This window comes from Paenibacillus dokdonensis (assembly GCF_004916975.1).
GTDB lineage: Bacteria > Bacillota > Bacilli > Paenibacillales > Paenibacillaceae > Paenibacillus_AQ > Paenibacillus_AQ dokdonensis.
The window spans coordinates 999,538-1,018,119 of sequence record NZ_STGQ01000002.1; the positions used below are offsets into that span (position 1 = coordinate 999,538).

General features: G+C 52.1%; 17 protein-coding genes. 13 read left to right on the top strand and 4 right to left on the bottom strand.

Features of this window, described 5'->3' with window-relative positions; translation table 11 throughout:
- Nucleotides 1–5: 5 nt before the first annotated feature.
- From E6W40_RS22500 to E6W40_RS22555, 12 genes are all read left to right on the top strand, one after another.
- The gene (locus tag E6W40_RS22500; protein ID WP_136607796.1) at nucleotides 6–2,420 is read left to right on the top strand and encodes a glycosyl hydrolase family 95 catalytic domain-containing protein; all 2,415 of its coding nucleotides are present in this window, start codon (nucleotides 6–8) and stop codon (nucleotides 2,418–2,420) included.
- A 61-nt stretch (nucleotides 2,421–2,481) separates the two neighbouring features.
- Nucleotides 2,482–3,678, top strand: a complete 1,197-nt coding sequence (locus tag E6W40_RS22505; protein ID WP_136607797.1) for a glucuronate isomerase — start codon at nucleotides 2,482–2,484, stop codon at nucleotides 3,676–3,678.
- A complete protein-coding gene (locus E6W40_RS22510) occupies nucleotides 3,678–4,730 on the top strand; it encodes a glycoside hydrolase family protein (RefSeq protein ID WP_211147064.1) in 1,053 nt (350 codons plus the stop codon). The genes E6W40_RS22505 and E6W40_RS22510 overlap by 1 nt, the downstream gene beginning before the upstream one ends.
- Nucleotides 4,731–4,734: 4 nt before the next feature.
- Nucleotides 4,735–6,867, top strand: a complete 2,133-nt coding sequence (locus tag E6W40_RS22515) for a glycoside hydrolase family 31 protein (protein WP_136607798.1) — start codon at nucleotides 4,735–4,737, stop codon at nucleotides 6,865–6,867.
- A 31-nt stretch (nucleotides 6,868–6,898) separates the two neighbouring features.
- Nucleotides 6,899–8,077 (top strand): glycoside hydrolase family 88 protein, encoded by a 1,179-nt coding sequence (locus E6W40_RS22520; RefSeq protein ID WP_136607799.1) that lies wholly within the window; start codon nucleotides 6,899–6,901, stop codon nucleotides 8,075–8,077.
- Nucleotides 8,078–8,132: 55 nt separating this feature from the next.
- Entirely contained in the window at nucleotides 8,133–9,977 is a 1,845-nt protein-coding gene (locus E6W40_RS22525) for an alpha-L-fucosidase (protein WP_136607800.1), read from the top strand.
- A 369-nt stretch (nucleotides 9,978–10,346) separates the two neighbouring features.
- Nucleotides 10,347–11,363, top strand: coding sequence for an ABC transporter substrate-binding protein (locus tag E6W40_RS22530; protein ID WP_246073137.1), 1,017 nt, complete (start codon nucleotides 10,347–10,349; stop codon nucleotides 11,361–11,363).
- A gap of 45 nt (nucleotides 11,364–11,408) precedes the next feature.
- Complete coding sequence (locus tag E6W40_RS22535) at nucleotides 11,409–12,398, top strand: FecCD family ABC transporter permease (protein ID WP_425464952.1); 990 nt, start codon at nucleotides 11,409–11,411, stop codon at nucleotides 12,396–12,398.
- Nucleotide 12,399: 1 nt separating this feature from the next.
- The gene (locus tag E6W40_RS22540) at nucleotides 12,400–13,191 is read left to right on the top strand and encodes an ABC transporter ATP-binding protein (RefSeq protein ID WP_136607802.1); all 792 of its coding nucleotides are present in this window, start codon (nucleotides 12,400–12,402) and stop codon (nucleotides 13,189–13,191) included.
- 21 nt (nucleotides 13,192–13,212) lie between these two features.
- Complete coding sequence (locus E6W40_RS22545) at nucleotides 13,213–13,713, top strand: HugZ family pyridoxamine 5'-phosphate oxidase (RefSeq protein ID WP_136607803.1); 501 nt, start codon at nucleotides 13,213–13,215, stop codon at nucleotides 13,711–13,713.
- A 127-nt stretch (nucleotides 13,714–13,840) separates the two neighbouring features.
- Nucleotides 13,841–14,290: a DinB family protein gene (locus tag E6W40_RS22550; RefSeq protein ID WP_136607804.1), complete on the top strand. Its 450-nt coding sequence runs from the start codon at nucleotides 13,841–13,843 to the stop codon at nucleotides 14,288–14,290.
- 75 nt (nucleotides 14,291–14,365) lie between these two features.
- Nucleotides 14,366–14,602 (top strand): DUF6953 family protein, encoded by a 237-nt coding sequence (locus tag E6W40_RS22555; protein WP_136608207.1) that lies wholly within the window; start codon nucleotides 14,366–14,368, stop codon nucleotides 14,600–14,602.
- A 426-nt stretch (nucleotides 14,603–15,028) separates the two neighbouring features.
- Here the strand turns inward: E6W40_RS22555 and mraY are convergent, their stop codons facing one another.
- The 4 genes from mraY to E6W40_RS22575 all read right to left on the bottom strand — a co-directional run bounded on the left by mraY (nucleotide 15,029) and on the right by E6W40_RS22575 (nucleotide 17,742).
- Nucleotides 15,029–15,979, bottom strand: a complete 951-nt coding sequence (gene mraY / locus E6W40_RS22560) for a phospho-N-acetylmuramoyl-pentapeptide-transferase (RefSeq protein ID WP_136607805.1) — start codon at nucleotides 15,977–15,979, stop codon at nucleotides 15,029–15,031.
- A gap of 170 nt (nucleotides 15,980–16,149) precedes the next feature.
- A complete protein-coding gene (locus E6W40_RS22565) occupies nucleotides 16,150–16,719 on the bottom strand; it encodes a DUF4825 domain-containing protein (RefSeq protein WP_136607806.1) in 570 nt (189 codons plus the stop codon).
- Nucleotides 16,709–17,389: a permease prefix domain 1-containing protein gene (locus E6W40_RS22570; RefSeq protein ID WP_136607807.1), complete on the bottom strand. Its 681-nt coding sequence runs from the start codon at nucleotides 17,387–17,389 to the stop codon at nucleotides 16,709–16,711. The genes E6W40_RS22565 and E6W40_RS22570 overlap by 11 nt, the downstream gene beginning before the upstream one ends.
- Nucleotides 17,386–17,742 (bottom strand): PadR family transcriptional regulator, encoded by a 357-nt coding sequence (locus E6W40_RS22575; RefSeq protein WP_136607808.1) that lies wholly within the window; start codon nucleotides 17,740–17,742, stop codon nucleotides 17,386–17,388. Before E6W40_RS22575 ends, E6W40_RS22570 begins: the two co-directional genes overlap by 4 nt.
- 169 nt (nucleotides 17,743–17,911) lie before the next feature.
- On the opposite strand from E6W40_RS22575, the gene E6W40_RS22580 reads away from it, so the two are divergent.
- Nucleotides 17,912–18,580 carry a response regulator transcription factor gene (locus tag E6W40_RS22580; protein WP_136607809.1) on the top strand — a complete coding sequence of 223 codons (669 nt, stop codon included), beginning with the start codon at nucleotides 17,912–17,914 and terminating at the stop codon, nucleotides 18,578–18,580.
- Nucleotides 18,581–18,582: the final 2 nt, after the last annotated feature.

An 18,582-nucleotide genomic window follows, 5' to 3' on the forward strand; every position in this document is an offset into this window, starting at 1 on the left:
GAGGCATGAATACGGAGCATCCCTGGAAGCTGAAGCTGCTGACCCCATCCTCGTGGTGGGGCGCCAAATGGCGTGAAGCTCTTCCGACCGGCAGCGGCATGATTGGCGCTGCCGTGTACGGAGGGGTTCACCGGGAAACCGTGATGCTGACTCATGGCGATTTGTGGTGGCAGAGCCGCACGCCGGACCTGCCGGATGTCAGTGGACGACTGCCTGAATTGCAACGGCTTATGCTTGAAGGTCAGGAAGCGCAGGCTGAGCCGGTATTGGTAGATGAGCTTCACAGAAAAGGATATGATCCGGTGATGGCCGTTCCGCTTCCGCTGGGAGATCTCACGATCGTGTCCGCCGTGGATGAGGGCTTCAAGCACTATTCCCGTGAGCTTGATATGCAGACTGGCGAAGTTACCGTTCGCTGGAAGGACAGGGGGGCCGCTTTCGAGCGGGCCCTGTTCGCATCCCGTCCCGAAGACATGATTGTGATGGAACTCAGAGCGGAAGGCAGCGAAACGCTGCAGGCGCGGCTATCACTTGGACTGCATGACCCAAGCGACGTGAGGCGTCCGCCGGGTCGGCCGGAGGCGCCGCTTCCTACTGAGGTGGAATCCGGATCCGATGGTTCCTTTGTGTGGTACGCTGCTCAAAATGATAATGGAAGCGATTTTGGCGCCGTGGCCCGGTTAATTTCTGAGAGCGGCACGGTGACGGCAGATGGAGCTGAAGCTGTCATCGGGGACTCGGGAAAGGTGCTCGTACTGCTGCGCATGTTCGTTCACGGCAGCCGGGAACAGGAATGGAAGAGGCTGAAAGCGGAGCTGGCAGCAGAAGAAAGGGGCTACCTCGAACTGCTGGATGCACATGTCCGCGAGCATAAGGCATTATTCGGGCGGATGTCGCTGGATCTGGGAGCAGAGGGGCGGGGACGTTCCAATGAGGAGCTGCTGCTTGCGGCTTACCAGGGTGAAGCGCCGCTGGCTATGATGGAGAAGATGTGGGCTTATGGACGATATCTGCTGATCTCAAGCTCCCGTGAAGGAGGCAGTCCCTGTCATTTGTACGGCTTGTGGTGCGGAGAGTACCGGGGCTTCTGGGCTTTTAACATGGCTAATGAGAATCTTCAGATGATTTACTGGCAGGCGCTGAGCGGCAGGATGCCGGAACTTCTCCTGCCCGTATTTGATTACATGGAGCGACTCATGGATGACTTCCGGCTTAATGCCAGGCATCTCTATGGCTGCCGAGGGATCTTCATTCCTGCTCCATCGGCTCCGGATTCGGGCCTGCTAAAGACCATTGCCCCGCATATCATTCATTGGACTGGAGCAGCAGGCTGGATCGCACAGCACTATTACGACTATTACCTGTACACGCAGGATCGAGATTTTTTACGCAACCGGGCACTGCCCTTTTTAAGAGAGGTGGCCTTGTTTTATGAGGACTTCTTCATAACAGGAGAGGATGGACAGCTTATCAGCTGCCCGTCCAATTCACCGGAGAACAGGCCTGGAAATGGAGCGGGCGGCCCCAAAGGAACAACCGTAAATGCGACCATGGATTTTGCCATTGCCAAGGAGGTGCTGAGCCGTTTGGTGGCTGGTGCCGAAGGCGAAGGTCTGTATCCGGAAGAAATCCCTGTGTGGAAAGAGCTGCTGGGCCGGATTCCGGCTTATCAGATCAATGAGGATGGCGCAGTCCGGGAATGGATGCATCCGGCATATGGGGATGAGTACCATCACCGCCATCAATCGCATCTTTATCCGATGTTTCCCGGAAAAGAAGTCAGAAGAGATAAAGATCCTGCATTGTTTGATGCCTTCCTCACGGCCGTAAAAAAGAGGCTGGTAGTCGGACTTAAGGAACAGACCGGATGGTCGCTTGCCCATATGGCGAATCTGTACGCTCGCTTGGGCGAAGGCAATCTTGCGCTGGAATGCCTGGACTTGCTAAGCCGTTCGGCGGTCATGAACAACTTCTATACGCTTCATAATGACTGGCGGAATATGGGGATTGGACTTTCGATGGACTGGGCTCCATTTCAAATTGATGCGAACATGGGCTGGACTGCGGCTGTACAGGAGATGCTCCTGTACTCAGAGCCAGGGCTGATGCGAATTCTTCCGGCGTTGCCTGACCGGTGGAGCCGCGGGCGGGCGAATGGCATGCTGGCCAGCGGGAACATCGAGGCAGATGTGGACTGGGACCTGGAGAAGGGGATGCTGAATGTCAGGCTTAAATCGTTGAATACTGATCAACAGGTTGCCATCGAGCTGCCGGAGGGCTGCTCACTGCCGGATACGATCGATCGGGTTATAGTCGATGATGCTTCAGAGGATGCTGTGACAGAGGCACAGTCGGGACGAAGATTGCAGCTGCTGCTGCAAGCGGGTACGCCGATTTTTGTGGAAATGGTATTTCAGTAATACAGAAGTAATGATATCAACGGAAAATACATGACTATGGCGACGAAGGAGAGGATTCCGTATGAAGCATGCATCCTTGCTGGATGACATCATGGCATTGGACGTTATCGATACACATACTCATCTGGTGGGAGACCATCTGTGCGCTGAGGATTTCTGGAAGATTGCGGATTACTTCTGGTTGAACCGCGAGCTCCAAACCGCGGGCTACCCGCCAGAGGCGGAGGCTTTGCCAGAGGAGAAGCGGATGGAGGCGTTCCTTAAGGCTTACCAGTCTTCACGGAATACGATGATGAATATTGCTTTCACGACAATCCTTAAGGATTTATACGGTATTGAGCTAACAGACCTGGCATCGATTCGGGCAGCAGATGAACAGATTAAGGCTAACAAAACCGGTTCGGGCTGGGCGCAAAGTGTGGCAGACCGGCTGCATGTGCGCAGGTTCGTGGTCAACCACCCTGACCATGCCGCATTCGAAGGCATGACGCATGACGCACTGCTGTTTCCGCGGATTGACGGCTGGCTGCCGAAGCTGGTGCAGGAGATTGCTCAGGCTGAGAAGCGGGAAGAGGCACTGGAACAGGCCAAGGCTCATATCCGGAAGCAGCTTCACGAATACCATAAGCTGGGCTGCCTTGGCATCATGACGACGCTGTCTAATTATGATGCAGCAGCGCATGAGCAGTACGGTATAAACAGGGAAACCCGTTCCGATGAAATCATGTTTATGCTTCTACATGAGGTATGTGCCGAACTTGAACGCCTCGGTATGTTTCTACAGCTGTTTCTGGGCGTGGAGCGCAGATGGGGCAAGACCTCAGCTGCACCGGTGAATGATTCGCTCCGGGTAGTCAGACTCTACGGATTATTCGAGCGCTACAGTATTCCGTTTGAACTGGTCGTTGCCTCGGAGCTGAACAACCTGGATGTCGTTCAGGCCGCATGGAATTTTCCCAATGTGCATGTCGGCGGCATGTGGTGGTACAACTTCCGGGCAAGCACGTATACCCAAAGCATGCAGTACAGACTGGAGGCTTTGGCACCTTTAAAAAGCTCGCTGATCGTGTCCGATGCCCGCTGCATCGAGTGGACTTACGGTAAGCTCCATGTCGTGAAACGGCTGCTGGCCGGATTTCTGGATGAACAAGTGTCCAAAGGCTGGATCGATCGGGAGGGAGCACTATACTGCGCTTCAGAGTGGCTGTGCGGAAGTGCTGCCAATCGTTATGGATTGAAGGGGCAGGAGGGATTGTAATGGCTTTGTCGTTGATGGATCGCATGCTGCCTGCTCCGGTAGGCGGTGGTTTCCAGATGGAGGGCTGGTGGATATGGTGCGGGTCGGTCGTACGCGGAGAAGATGGCCGTTATCACATGTTCGCCTCTCGGTGGCCTAAGTGGCTACCGATGCATCCGGGCTGGTTAATTCGTTCGGAGATTGTGCGGGCGGTATCGAATACTCCGGAAGGTCCATACACGTACGCGGAAACGGTATTACCTGCCAGAGGAGCGGAGTATTGGGATGGCCGCAGCACACATAACCCGCATATCATCCGCAGTGGCGATAAATTCCTGTTGTACTACATGGGCTCGACCCATCCTTTTGCAGAAGCGGAGCCTGGAGAAACGATTGAAATGGAGGACTGCCGTGTTATTGCCGCTAGGGCAAATAAACGGGTTGGCCTAGCGGTGGCAGACAGTATACTTGGACCATGGAAGCGGATGGATGACCCGATTTTGCCGGTGCGTCCCGGCAGGTTCGACAGCTATCTGACCTCCAATCCTGCCCCCTGTGTCCGGGACGACGGCTCGATGCTTCTAATCTATAAAGCACGGCGATATGAAGGACATACGTATGGAAAAATGACGCTTGGCGCGGCGGAGGCAGATGAAGCAGAAGGGCAATACCGAGTCATCAGCGAGCAGCCGTTGTTCCCGCCTGAAGTACATGTCGAGGATCCGTTTATTTGGAGAAACGGCTATGGATATGCCATGATCGCCAAGGATATGGATGGTCATTTATGCGGCGAGAAGCATGGCGGCATATTGGCGGTGTCGGATAACGGCAGGAATTGGCAGCTCGCAGATGCCAAAAAGGCTTATTCACGAAAGGTATTGTGGGATGACGGACAAGAGCGGATCATGGGCAGCTTTGAACGGCCGTTCCTGCTGTTCCAGGATGGCCGGCCGACCCATATGTTTGCAGCCGTAGCCGATGGTCCGGGCGGCTTCCGCGAAGCTCAAAATACATGGAATATGGTCATTCCGCTATTAACGGATGACCAAGCTGGTTTTAGCGGGGAGGGTTAGCAAAATGCAGCATACAAACTGGATTCAAGCAGCGCCGGGGGTGTGGAAGATGACGGTCGGCAGCCCGGAAGGGCTGACCCCGCTGACTTGTCTGAACCGGCAGCCAAGAACGGAAGCGATGGCGGCGATGCCAGAGATGCCATTGCCGTTAAATGAGAATGAAACAGAGCTGCTCCCTCTGTCAGCAGGCGGCAGCCTGCTATCGTTTCCGCTGGATATCAGCGAGGAGCTGTACGGCATGGGTCTGCAGTTCATGCGTATGAACCAGCGCGGAAGAACCCGGTATTTGCGGGTGAACAGCGATCCCAAACAGGACACCGGAGAAACGCATGCGCCCGCTTCTTTTCTGGTAAGCGGAAAAGGATACGGCATTTTGGTAGACAGCGCCAGAGCCGTCACTTTTTACTGCGGTTCGGCGCTGCGGCAGCAGGAAGGTGCATCTGTACAGGCCCGTGACCGCAATACGGATCGCAGCTGGAAGGCGACCCCGGTATCAGACCGGCTCGAAATCCGTCTGCCACAGGAGGGCGCAGCTGTATATCTGTTTGCCGGACCCGGTATGCTGGATGTGATGCGGCGTTACAATCTATTCTGCGGCGGAGGCGTACTACCGCCCCGCTGGGGGCTTGGCTTCTGGCACCGCGTGCCTACGCTGTTCAGGGATGCCGAGGTGGAGCAGGAAGCCATGGAGTTCCGTGCAAGGGATATCCCTTGCGATGTCATCGGGCTGGAGCCGGGCTGGCATTCTGCGAGTTACCCTGTCACTTATGAATGGGATCGCGATCGGTTTCCCGATCCGGCCGGATTTGTCAGCAGAATGAAGGAAGCCGGATTTCAGATCAATTTATGGGAACATCCATATGTATCGCCGGAATCCGGATTGTTCGGCCCCATGCAGCCGCTGTCCGGCAATTACTCGGTATGGGGCGGCCTGGCTCCCGACTATGCACTGGAAGAAGCACGTGAGCTTTACACCGCGCAGCATGACCGGGAGCATGTAAGTCTCGGCACTTCTGGCTACAAGCTGGATGAATGCGATGGCAGCGAGCTGACCCGCAATTCATGGATGTTCCCGCCGCATGCTTCTTTTCCTTCCGGACATGACGGGGAGCAGATGCGGCAGCTTTACGGCCTGCTGCTGCAGGACATGACGGACCGCCTCTATCGCAAGAAAAACCGTCGGACTTACGGGCTTGTCCGGGCTTCTAATGCGGGCGCATCCAATCTTCCGTATGTTCTATACTCGGATCTATATGATCATCGCCAATTTGTCCGGGCGCTGTGCAACGCTTCATTTAGCGGGCTGCTCTGGAGCCCGGAGGTACGCAGAGCTGACAGCGCCGAAGATTGGGTAAGACGCATGCAGACGGTATGCTTTTCGCCGCTGGCGATGTTAAACGCATGGGGGGATGGGGTTAAGCCGTGGAGCTTCCCTGAGGTGGAGCCGATTATCCGGCATTATATCCGCTTGCGGATGCGCCTGCTGCCTTATTTGTATACCGTATTCGCTGAGTATGAAGCGAAGGGAACCCCGCCGTTTCAGGCGATGCCGCTCGTTCTGGCTGGTGAAAAACAGATGAATGGCGAGTCTGAGGAGACTGCAGGTGACACCCGGGAGGGCTTTAATACCGCAGAAGGAGCTTACGGACTGCAGGCTGGACGTGAATGGGATGATCAATTCTGCATCGGACGTGATTTGTTGATAGCTCCACTGTTTGCCGGTGAATCCGGACGAGAAGTGCTGCTGCCGAAGGGCGTATGGTACGAGGCCGAAACCGGTGTTCGCCATGAAGGGGATCAGATCATTCATATGGACTGTCCGCTGGAGCGCTTTCCGTTGTTTGTACGGGAAGGAGCCATTATTCCGATGATGCCAGCCTTGAATCATGTACCCGAAGGAATGCAAGAAATTCCGGTTGAAATGATCCACTTTGGAACGATGCCTGGTCGAAGCATGCTGTATGACGATGATGGAGAAACCTTTGATTATGAGAAAAACGGCGGCTGCTGGCGAAAGTTGACCGTCAATCAAGCTGTTGACGGCAAATTTTCAGGAACAGCTGAAGAAGGCGGACCTGCCTGCCGGTATCGCATTACGGGCTGGCGCTTTGGGCAGACCCGTCTGCCGCTTGAATAGATACTGCAAAAATACAGAGGAGGACTACAAGATGAGTGAACAGACTTTAAATCAGGCTGCGGCAAAGGCGCCTGACCGCGCGGAACTATCTGCTTCCGTCCATTCCTGGGCGGATGGACTATGGGAACGGATTGGCCAAAAAATCGAAAGAACCAGCCGCCGGATCGGCGTCAGCTGTCCGCATGCTTCCGTGAACGGCGTGTACGATGATATGAGAATATCGTGGTGGACGGCAGGCTTCTGGCCAGGCATCTTGTGGCAGCTGTCAGCGGATGGGGGGCATCCAGAGCTGACGACCATTGCGGAGCAGTGCGAAGAGCGTCTGGATGAGCCGCTGCATGCGCTGGCTGTGCATCATGACTCAGGCTTTATTTGGCTGTTGTCTGCTGTGGCCAATTACCGCATAACGGGTAATGAACGCTCCAAGGAGCGGGGGTTGATGGCAGCTTCTCAGCTGGCCAGCCGCTTCAACCTGAAGGGCAGATATATCCGTGCCTGGCATGATACGGCAAGCTTGAATCGTGCAGGCTGGTCCATCATTGACACGATGATGAATTTGCCGCTGCTTTACTGGGCATCGGAGACGACAAATGATCCACGCTTCCGCCATATCGCCGCCGCGCATGCGGAAACGGTACTTACGCATTTCATGCGCCCGGATGGATCAAGCTATCACATTCTCCATTTTGATGCGGAAACCGGTGCACTGCTGGGCGCGGATGCTGGTCAGGGGCATGCGGAGAATTCCGCATGGGCAAGAGGCAGCGCTTGGACCATTTATGGCATGGTGCTCTCCTATCAATACACCGGGGATGAGGCATTTTTGATTGGCGCGAAACGGGCTGCCCATTTCTTCCTGGCCAATCTGCCTGAGGATTACGTGCCGCACTGGGATTTCAGAGCGCCGAGAAACGTGGATACACCGCGGGATACCTCGGCAGGCGCCTGCGCCGCTTGCGGATTGATCGAATTGGCAGGCTGCCTTCCAGCTGGGGAAGGCCAAATGTATCTGGAGGCCGCAGTACGTCTTGTCCGTTCAATGGATGAGAATTACGGCGCCTGGGATCGGGAGGATGAGGAGGGTCTGATTTTATCCGGAACCTCTAATCTGCCAGGCGGGGTGCATGTTGATACACCACTCATTTATGGGGACTATTTCTTTGTGGAGGCTGTTTCCAAGCTGCGCGGTTCCGAGCGCCGCTTCTGGTAGGCTGAATCCGGACAGATATAAGTTACAGAGGCATTGAAAGGGGAATGAGCGAATCATGAGAGATCAGATCGATTTTAAAAAATCAGTGCCCGATCAGCAAACGGACAGCCGGGAAGAGAATCTTCTGGATGATCCGCTTCAGTCCCTGAAGGAGGGTACCGGCGCGGAGCATGATGAGGCTCATGAGCGGCGGATTGCGTGGTGGCGGGAAGCCAGACTCGGTCTGTTTATCCATTGGGGGCCTTATGCGCTTCCTGCCGGCGAGTGGGACGGAGAAGAGATACTAGCTTCTTACAGCGAGCATATCATGCTGCGTGCCCGCGTCCCGGTGCAGGCTTATGAGGAAATGTCGGAACAGTTTAATCCAACGGCTTTTGATGCAGGAAGATGGGTTCGTACTGCCAAGCAGGCCGGGCTAAAATATATTATTTTTACCGCAAAGCATCATGACGGGTTCGCTATGTATGACTCTCATATTTCCGATTATTCCATCGTCAGGCATACCGCGTTTGGCCGCGATCCGCTCAAGGAGCTGGAGGAGGCCTGCCGCGAAGAAGGGATGGTACTCGGAATTTACTATTCGCATGCGATGGATTGGCATGATCCGGACTCGCAAGGGAATACCTGGGATTATCCGGGCAATATCGGGGCTTATGATGACGTGGAGAGCTGGATTGGCGACGAGGATAAGCGCACGCGCTTCGATCATTATCTGCACCGCAAATCGCTGCCGCAGGTGCGGGAGCTGCTGACCGGATACGGCAAGGTTGGATTGATGTGGTTTGATTGCGGCGGCAAGCTGACAAGAGAGCAGGGAGAGCTGTTTCTCACCACTGTTCATGCGCTGCAGCAGGACTGCCTCGTCAACAGCCGCGTCTGGAAAAGCCCGCTCGGGGACTATGCCAACACCTCGGATAATCAGCTGGAGACGCGGACCATTCGTCAAGATTGGGAAAATATCATTACGCTGAATGATTCCTGGGGCTATAAAAAGTCGGATACCAACTGGAAGCCGCCAGTATCGATCATCCGCCAAATAATTGATGTGGTGAGCAAGGGTGGCAATCTGGTCATCAATGTGGGGCCGACGGCCACGGGTGAGTGGGACCCTGTCTCAGAAGAGATTCTGCTGGAGGTTGGGGAATGGCTCCGGGTTCATGGAGACAGTATATATGGATCCGGTGCTTCCCCTACAGCGAAGCCTTCCTGGGGCAGATGTACCCTGAAGGACCAAACGCTGTATCTGCATATTTTTGATATTCCCGCAGATGGGCATTTGGTGGTTCCGGGGCTGCTGAGCCAAGTGGAGAGGGTTTATCCATTGGCAGGAGGAGCCGAGCTTGCATTCAAACGGCTGGGGAATCAGGATCTGGTTGTGCTGCTCGGTAACCAGCATCTATCTTCGGACGGCAAGCCGATCGTGCTGGCTGTTGAATGCTCCGGTCCGGTTCAGGGCAATTCCGAGCGACTGCTGATGAACGGAGAAGGTGCTCCCCAGATTTATGATCTGGGTGTATTTGAGAGTGAAATTTCCGGTTCTACCCTCCGCTACGACACGGGCAAAAAGAACCGCGATAACCTGCTGGACTGGTCCGATGAACAAGATTATACATCTTGGAATATTCGTACATCCGGGCCCTGCAGCTTTGCTGTGAGTCTGGAATATGGATGCGGGGAAGAGGGGGGCGGCTCCTTCCGGCTGACGGCTCGAGATCAGATGCTGGTCTCGGAGGCTCAGGCGACTGGCGGCCCTTATGAGTTCCGCGGGTTTGAGCTGGGCGAGCTGTACTTTCCAGAGGCGGGGGAGTACAGAATCGAGCTGCATGCAGACCAGATCACGGGAGCGTACTTGATGCAGCCGCGCAAAATACTGCTAAACCCACTGGAAGCCCGGCGCTAGAATGAAGGTTATTCTTAGCGGATCCTGCCGCCAACGGAGTTAAGGTACAACCTGCTGCTGTTAGCTGAACGCAATGATTCAGACTTATTCAACTGAAGAAGCTTCGAAAAGGCTGTCCCGAAACATAATGCGTTCCCCAAATATCAAGAGATATCCCGCCTTTTTAAACCCGAAGTCATCGAAAGATGATCTTCGGGTTTTTTCCGTAAAGAGCATCTTACACGTTTTAATGATACGAATTAATGCATAGTAATGAGAATGATAATTTTTCTCATTTAGTATTGTCTTCCTAACATTACCATGCTAGTATGTATCAGAATGATATTGATAATCAGTATCAATTACATAATGAAGGGGTGCAATTTGTACGTGAAATACATAAATAGCAAATGGGGATATGCGGCCGTTCTGGTGCTGCTCGCAACTACAGTGGCATGCGGTAAGGAGTCTGCTCCGGCAGAACAACCTTTGAAGGAGACAGCGGCGGAAGCAGCACCTGCCGAGACTAAGACAGAGACTCAAACCGAGACCAAATCAGATGAACCGGCAGCTGTGCAGGTGGACGAAACGAAGGCAGCCGAGCTGCAGGCGCAGTTCCAAGGTCAGCCATCCAAAGTCGTAGTGGCATCCGTCGCTATCGCGGAAATTCTGAATGTTTTGGATGTCACGCCGGTAGGAGTACCGACTTCAACCGTAGCTCTCCCAGACAAGTTCAAGGACATCCAGCCGATTGGATCTGCGCTGAAACCGGATGTGGAACAGGTAACGAAGCTTCAACCGGAAGTGGTTCTGGGACCTGCATCGATTAAGGATAGCCTGGAAAAGCAGTTTAAGCCGGCTTCGTTGAAAACAGCCTATGTCCCATCCGACTCCCTTGAAGAGCTCAAATTGTCTACCGTCGTTCTGGGCCGCGTATTCAAGCAGGAGCAGAAGGCGAGCGAGTTTATCACTTCCATGGAAAAACAGGAGAAGGATGCCGTAAGCCAGGCTCAAGGTAAAACAGCACCGAAGGTCATGATCCTGTTCGGCTCGGCAGAATCCTTCATGATGATGAATGAAAATACATTTGCCGGAAGCATTGCCAAGAAGCTGGGTGCATCCAACGTGGTTACGGATGTACTTAAGTCTGAAGAAACCTACCTGCCACTGAATATGGAGAATGTAGTCACCGCCAATCCGGATGTGATACTGCTTGTTTCTCATGGTGATCCGCAGGCAGCGATCCAGAAGTTTGAGGCTGATGTGAAGAAGAACGGAGCATGGGAAAAGCTGAATGCCTTTAAGAACAAACGCGTGCAGGCGCTGGACTATAATCTTTTCGGTGTAGCCTCCATTGTAAAAGCCTCCGACGCTTACAAGGAAATGCTCGGTCTTTTATATCCTTAATTTGAAAATGTAACAAGATATACGTTGAACGGAGGAATAAGCAGGGTGCTGGAAACGAAAAAAACAAAAAGCTTTGCCATCAGTACCACTTTTATTCTGCTGGTCATTGCGTTGATATGTTCCATTGGGCTTGGAAGCGTGAAGTTTTCGCCAGTGGAAATTGTAAAAGCACTTGCTGGTTACGGTGAACAGGTTTCGGATACGATTTTATGGGACATCCGGATTCCCCGGGTTTTGCTCGCTGCCGTCATTGGCTTGAACCTGGCGATTTCGGGCGCGCTGCTGCAGGCTGTTATGCATAATCCGCTGGCTGATCCGGGACTGACGGGCGTGTCCAGCGGCGCAGCCGTAGCCGTGCTGTTTATTTTACTGGTTGTTCCAGGCTATTCCTCGTTTATTCCGATTGCCGCCATAGCTGGAGGCGGGTTAGCAGCCGTGATGGTGTATGCGCTGGCCTGGAAAAAATGGGGGATTACACCGGTACGGGTCATTTTATCCGGGGTGGCTGTGAACTCCATTTTCGGCGGGATTATCGGCCTCTTGTCTCTCTTGTACAGCGATAAGCTCCCAGCAGCCCTGCAGTGGCTGAACGGAAGCATGTCCGGCAAGGGAATGGGGGATCTCACGGTTATGCTGCCATATTCAGTCGCCGGCTGGATCGCCGCCCTGTTTTGCATACGAAAGGCCAACGTGTTAAGGCTTGGTGAGCAGGCAGCGCTGAATCTTGGCGAAAATATAAACAGAATCCGGCTGCTGATTTCTTTTGTGGCCGTTTATCTGGCAGCGGTATCGGTCTCTACCGTTGGCATGATCGGCTTTGTGGGTCTGGTTGTGCCTCATATGGCAAGAATGCTGGTCGGCTCGGACTATCGCAAAATGCTGCCAATGAGCATGGGGCTTGGAGCACTCGTGCTGCTGGTGGCCGATACGGCAGGACGTACCTTGTTCGCGCCACTGGATATTCCTGCGGGGATTGTGATGGCTGTAGCTGGCGGTCCATATTTTCTGTATCTGATGCGGAAAGGGGATATCTGACTTGCTCGAAGCAAACCATGTGACGATCGGTTATGACGGAAAACGCATCATCCATAATGTAAATCTTCAGATCCGCGAGGGAGAAATGCTGTCCATTATCGGTCCTAACGGCTCTGGCAAATCGACCCTTCTCAAGGGATTATCGAGACTGCTTCCCTGCGAGAGCGGGACGGTACGGCTTGCCGGCCAGGAGCTGAAATCCATGCCGAACAAACGGATTTCGCAGCTGATGTGCATTCTCTCCCAGTCGAACCAGACCCCTGCGGATATGACGGTAGAGGAGCTGGTGTCCTATGGCCGTCTTCCACATATGAAGTGGTACGGACGCTTATCACTTGAGGATTACGCCATTATAGACTGGGCCATTGCACAGACGGGACTGGAGACTTTCCGCAAAAGGCTGGTGGTATCGCTTTCCGGGGGAGAGGGACAGCGGGCCTGGATTGCCATGGCGCTTGCGCAGCGGCCTAAAGTGCTTTTGCTGGATGAACCGACAACCTATCTGGATATAGCCCATCAGCTTGAGGTGCTGGAGCTGGTGCGGAGCGTGAATCGGGAGCTGGGTATTACCACGGTGATGGTGCTGCATGACCTGAATCAGGCCAGCGCCTACAGTGACACCATCTGTGTCATTCGCGAGGGGCAGATTGCCATGACGGGCAAACCGAGCGAAGTGCTGACACCGGCAACGATCCGGGAGATATACGGCGTGGAGGCAGAGGTTGAATTTGTCCATAACGCGCAGTATCCGCGCATCCATCCGATCCGGCGGGCAAGGACTGCCGCTCTATAGAATATAAGGAGGTATTCATGAATGAAAACCATTGATATTGAAACCACGAAGACTCGCTACACAGCCTTTATGGAAAGCCGCAGTACGCTGATTATAAGCACGCTGGATGAGAACGGAACACCTTTTATCAGCTATGCTCCATTTGTAAAGACGGGCGGGAAGCTGTACATATACATCAGCCAAATTTCCGATCATTACCGTTATGTGGAGAACAATGAGCAGATCCATGTCATGATGATTGCCGATGAGTCGCAAACGCCGAACACCTTCGCACGTGAGCGGGCACGCTGGGCCTGTGCCTCGGAAAATCTCGGCAATGACGGTCATGAGGATATTTTCGGAGAGTTTAATCTGAAATTCGGCGATAAAATGATGAATATGCTGCGCGGGCTGGATTTCTCACTGTTTGAGCTGACGCCGCTTGCGGGGAGATACGTCATCGGCTTCGGCCAAGCGTTCGATGTGGATTTGTCCGGGGACCGGTTTGAGCATGTGGTGGTAGACAAGGAAAAAGACAAGTAAGAGACGCAAGCAAGATAAACACTAGTAAAAGTAAGAGACATAGTAAGAGAAATAGTTAGAGTAAAAGCAAGAGACATAAATAATAAATCGTTAGGTATTCCGGGAAGAAGGAAGGGGAGAAAGATTCATGTCGTTTGAAGCTGTGCATCCGGTATGGAGAGCCGTACGGGACCGTTTTCAAAAATTGGCGCTGGGATTGCGGGAAGAGGAACTGCCTCTGAAGTTGTCCGGTCAGGGCTCCTCCATAGGTTTTATGCTTCGTCATAATGCAGAAGTGGAGTATATGTTTGCAGAGTGGTTTTTCAGGGCTGCTCAGCCTGGGGATGTCTTATATCTAACCAGCGGCGGTGCGGAAGATCATCAGGAATACGCAGATCATAAGGGGCTTCTCCGCTTTCTGGAGGCTTCCGATAACCATCTGACGATGGCCATGCGCTCGCTGCCGGAGGATGCGTGGGATATCCCTGTTTCTTCCCCGATGGGGATGTCAACGCCGCGTGAGGCATTGGGAAGAGTAATGTATCATAACGGTTTGCACGCGGGTCAGATATCACAGATCCGTAAATTTAATGTGTAGAATACCCTAGAGTAATCGATTTCCGATCCGATCTGTTATAATAGGTGGACGCAAATGGAAGGGATCGATGTAATGATGGCATACACACCTCAGCAGGTGGCTGAATGGATGGTTGAAGAGATCAGGTTTAAGGGCAATCTGTATCAAACGGATGCCATCCAATATGTACGAGAACATTTCGGTGAGGAATTTGTTTTTGTTAATGAGAATGGGAATGCTTCGCTGTCCAAGGAAGTGAAAAAGGCATTCCGGAAGCTGCATGGCGGCCGAATTGCCTGGGATCGCGACGGATTTATGTGGGCATGGACGTAAGGAAATAAGTATAACCGTATGTAAACCTCCGGGCCATTGTCCGGGGGTTTTTTCGTGAATCATGTCGATTCAGGACTTTAGATGCAATCTCTCTCAGACCTATTTACAAATATTAGAAAAACACCTAAACTATGTGTAAGCGCTTAAGTTAAAGCGCTTTAACTTAAGGGGGTGTTTGCACCGGAAAATAGTGAATAGCCATAGTGGATTTTTTCCTTAGACGCTGTACTGCGTAATCCTGCTTGAAGGTTATGTCATGAATTTTAAACCATTTGAACCTAAAAGGAGCGTAAGTTTATGAGAAAAAACAGGAAATTTTCTTTTTTTATAAACATGAGAGAATGCAAAATTTGAGGCTTCGGATTTCCAATACCGTAAGCTAAATCTGGAATTACATCGATTTATGTATGTCCGCGGGGTGAGATGCTACATGAGATACTTCCAGATCAGCCAGGAGATAAGTACGGATAACCAAGAAATAAAGCCAAATACCATGACGATTTTGTTCTCGTTCCAGCCGTATTTCAGACTGAAGTGAAAATGGATCGGGGCCATCCGGAACAGCCGCAGCTTGGTCCGCTTGTAGTACCACACCTGCAAGATGACCGACAGCTGTTCTGCGAGATACACGAAAAAGAGGATTGGAATCAGGATCTCAACCTTCTCAATTACAGCCAAAAAGGATAGGGAGCCTCCAATGGCCAGCGACCCGGTATCACCCATAAAGGCTCTTGCCGGATAAATATTGTAGAGGAAAAGTCCGAGCAGACAGCCGATCATCACGAGTGAGAAGGTCTGCACTTCCGGTTTGTCCGATATCATGAAAAAGAAAAAATAAGTGGGTATCGCCACGTTGATCAACAGACCATCCAGACCATCCGTAAAATTGATGGCATTCGCGGATCCCACGACGAATAGCAGCATAATTGCTACATACACATAAACAGGCAGATGCAGCTGGAATCCTTGGAACAACGCAATATCACTTGTCAGACCGAAGGAGTGCAGCAGCATGTACAGAATCGCGCCCGTAAAAACGAATTGGAGCACCAGCTTCATGCGACCGGAGATGCCGGAAGGATCCTGCCAAGCGGCCTTTTTGAAATCATCAAGAAAACCAATCGAGCTGAACAAAATAAACGTAGCACCAAGCAGCACCATCAAAGGAACGGGACGAAACTGTAATGAAGTCGCGACACCAATGATTAAAATAAGTCCTGCCATCAGCGGAGTTCCGCGTTTGGCCTGATGGTCCGCCGGAAGCTCCGCGCGGATAGGCTGTGTTAGCCTCAGTCTTCGCAGCATCCAGATAAGAACCGGCATGAACACGGCAACGAGCAAAAAGGATAAACCGGACATAGCCATAATTCCAAACATGTGATAAACACCCTTTTTTAGATATTGGAATGAGCGGGAGGAATAAAAATATCCTTAATATATTTAATTCGGCATTCTGGACAATCATTCCTTTCATAACCAAAAAAGGGAAATTTAAATCGGGTAAATGCCTGCACACGCGATATTAAACCACAAATAAAAAAATCTGTCTACTCGTCGATGACGGTAAACAGGCTGGCGATTCCCTTTTGCACATAATCATGACTTGCGAGAGGTTCCTGAACATCTGGTTCCCAAATCTTCGGTGAATCGGTCAGGGAGGAAAGCTTCTTGCCATACCATTCTTCGAGCTGGCTCCGCTCAGCCGTATACGTCCGATCATCGAACTTAAACCGGATTTGCTCCAGATTGTCGACCAGCGCAAAGGCGGCAGTGGCGTTGTAAATGAGCGAGCGCTCAAGTCTTTCCGTGTTCAGACCGGCCGTTTCGGCATGATAGAGAATGTCTGCGGTCAGGCTGTCCGGGTGCAGCTCCATCGTGCATCGGATCTCATTTAATGGCAGGGTGTGCATAAGATTGGACAAGTTCGAGGAGTTGCCCATGTATTGGCTCTGATATTTCATTATACTTTGCAAATCATGCGTCAGCGGACTTTGCTGCTCGGCTGCGTATACCTGCTTGTTACGGTCCCACTGGGGCAGTGCAATCCCCTGAACAGCGGTAAAAAGCAGAATGCCAACCACTGCAAGAAGCAGAATGGTTTTATTTTTAGTCCACATGGCACCCACCTGCCTCGTATTTCATTTTGAATCGGAGAGATGCATTGAAGAGCAGCGGAATGACAATCGTGACAAGCGGCCAGGCATAGTTCGCTGCAAGAACGCCAAATTGGTAGGGACCCGAAATATGAACCGGTCTGCCGAACCAGATATTGCTGCCCATATGGAGTGCTGTCGTGGACATCGTCACAGCCAGAACGAAAATGCCCCAAATGATCCATACCAGCTTCCGGCTGTGATCCGCTGCGGTACTATCGAACTTTACAGTCCGTTGCTGGGCTGAAGCCGCGGAACCGCGAACAATCAGGTAGATCATCCCCAGGATGACCGCAATAAGCGGCAGCAGCAGACTAAGATTCTCTGCAACACGGAAGAGCCGCATCGGAATGGTGGCAATCCAGGCGATCAGGCAGTACATTAAGGCCGTCTGCAGCATGGCGGTCCGGTATTTTACAACGTCATAGGAAGACTGTTCCTCAATTAATCCCTCAACGCTCGTCATATTGGCCCGGGCTACTTCCAAGGCCTGATTGTATGTCATGCCTTCAGCGGTCAGATCCGTAACCCTGGCCTCCAGATTGCTCAGGATTTCATCCTTTAACTCCCGGACCTGGCGAGTAGGCTTATATCCCGCAAATAATCTCTCCACATGCTCCTGCAATGGATTCAATTCAATCCCTCCCCGGATTCAATCAGCTGATCAATCAGCCTTTTTGCTGTTTTCCAAGCTTCCACGTTGTGGTGGTAGGATGTTGTCCCTTCAGGTGTAACCGTATAATATTTCCGGCGCCCTCCTTGGCTCTCGTCTCCCCAGTAGGATGTGATATACCCCTGGGATTCCAGCCTCTTCAGACTGGTATAGAGTGAAGGCTCCTTGAGCTCGTACTGGCCTTGGCTGTATTTGGATATCGATTTGATAATTTTATATCCGTAGTTGTCTCCTTCGCACAGGATGCGGAGAATGATCGTGTCAATATTACCGCGGATCAGGTCACTGCTGATGCTGCTTGCTCCCACTTGCATTCACCTCGTGAATGTAATGTAACACATATTACTATGTGTGACAATGTAATAAATAAAATGAAAAGATATGGTGCTGCTGCAGTTATTTTTTAATTTACAGACTTTATATTTTAAGCTAAGTTGGACTTTGAACATGCGGCACTAAAACGCGTGGGAGGGATGTCACGAGATGAACATTTTAATTATCGAAGACGATGCCAGCATACAGATGCTGCTCAAGCTGAGCCTTGAAGTAGAGGGGTTTCATCCTATAACCGTCGGGAGCGTGGCGGCAGGATTAACAGAGCTTGCGTTTGGGCAGACGGATCTGATTCTGCTCGATCTGATGCTTCCGGACCGCTCCGGTTTCGAATTACTGCAAATCCTGCAGCAGCAATACCGAAGCATACCTGTTATTGTGCTAACCGCAAAAAATGAGATGAACGATAAAATTCTCGGCTTCCAGCTGGGCGCTGATGATTATTTGACCAAACCGTTTGAGACCCGGGAGCTCGTCGAGCGCATCAAGGCCGTTATGCGGAGAACCAGGGCTGCGACGGCTTCACCTGAAACCATTCAGATCGGATGTATCGAAATAGATCACCGGGAGCGGTCCTTCCGCATTGACGGCAAGCCACTGAAGACGACGAGCAAGGAGTTTGATTTCTTGTGGCTGCTCTGCACAAATCCGAAGAAGGTATTCACGAGAGAGCAGCTTCTGGATCAAGTATGGGGTTATGAATATTACGGTCACACCCGTTCCGTCGACATGATGGTCAACCGGCTAAGAGAGAAAATGAAGCCTTACGATCATCTGGTTGCCACCGTCCACGGCACAGGCTACAAGCTGGAGGTATAAGG

Coding starts and splice junctions, on each gene's coding strand:
- E6W40_RS22500 (WP_136607796.1), top strand. CDS start 6: ATGAATACGGAGCATCCCTGGAAGCTGAAGCTGCTGACCCCATCCTCG.
- E6W40_RS22505 (WP_136607797.1), top strand. CDS start 2,482: ATGAAGCATGCATCCTTGCTGGATGACATCATGGCATTGGACGTTATC.
- E6W40_RS22510 (WP_211147064.1), top strand. CDS start 3,678: ATGGCTTTGTCGTTGATGGATCGCATGCTGCCTGCTCCGGTAGGCGGT.
- E6W40_RS22515 (WP_136607798.1), top strand. CDS start 4,735: ATGCAGCATACAAACTGGATTCAAGCAGCGCCGGGGGTGTGGAAGATG.
- E6W40_RS22520 (WP_136607799.1), top strand. CDS start 6,899: ATGAGTGAACAGACTTTAAATCAGGCTGCGGCAAAGGCGCCTGACCGC.
- E6W40_RS22525 (WP_136607800.1), top strand. CDS start 8,133: ATGAGAGATCAGATCGATTTTAAAAAATCAGTGCCCGATCAGCAAACG.
- E6W40_RS22545 (WP_136607803.1), top strand. CDS start 13,213: ATGAAAACCATTGATATTGAAACCACGAAGACTCGCTACACAGCCTTT.
- E6W40_RS22550 (WP_136607804.1), top strand. CDS start 13,841: ATGTCGTTTGAAGCTGTGCATCCGGTATGGAGAGCCGTACGGGACCGT.
- E6W40_RS22555 (WP_136608207.1), top strand. CDS start 14,366: ATGGCATACACACCTCAGCAGGTGGCTGAATGGATGGTTGAAGAGATC.
- mraY (WP_136607805.1), bottom strand. CDS start 15,979: ATGTTTGGAATTATGGCTATGTCCGGTTTATCCTTTTTGCTCGTTGCC.
- E6W40_RS22565 (WP_136607806.1), bottom strand. CDS start 16,719: ATGTGGACTAAAAATAAAACCATTCTGCTTCTTGCAGTGGTTGGCATT.
- E6W40_RS22575 (WP_136607808.1), bottom strand. CDS start 17,742: ATGCAAGTGGGAGCAAGCAGCATCAGCAGTGACCTGATCCGCGGTAAT.
- E6W40_RS22580 (WP_136607809.1), top strand. CDS start 17,912: ATGAACATTTTAATTATCGAAGACGATGCCAGCATACAGATGCTGCTC.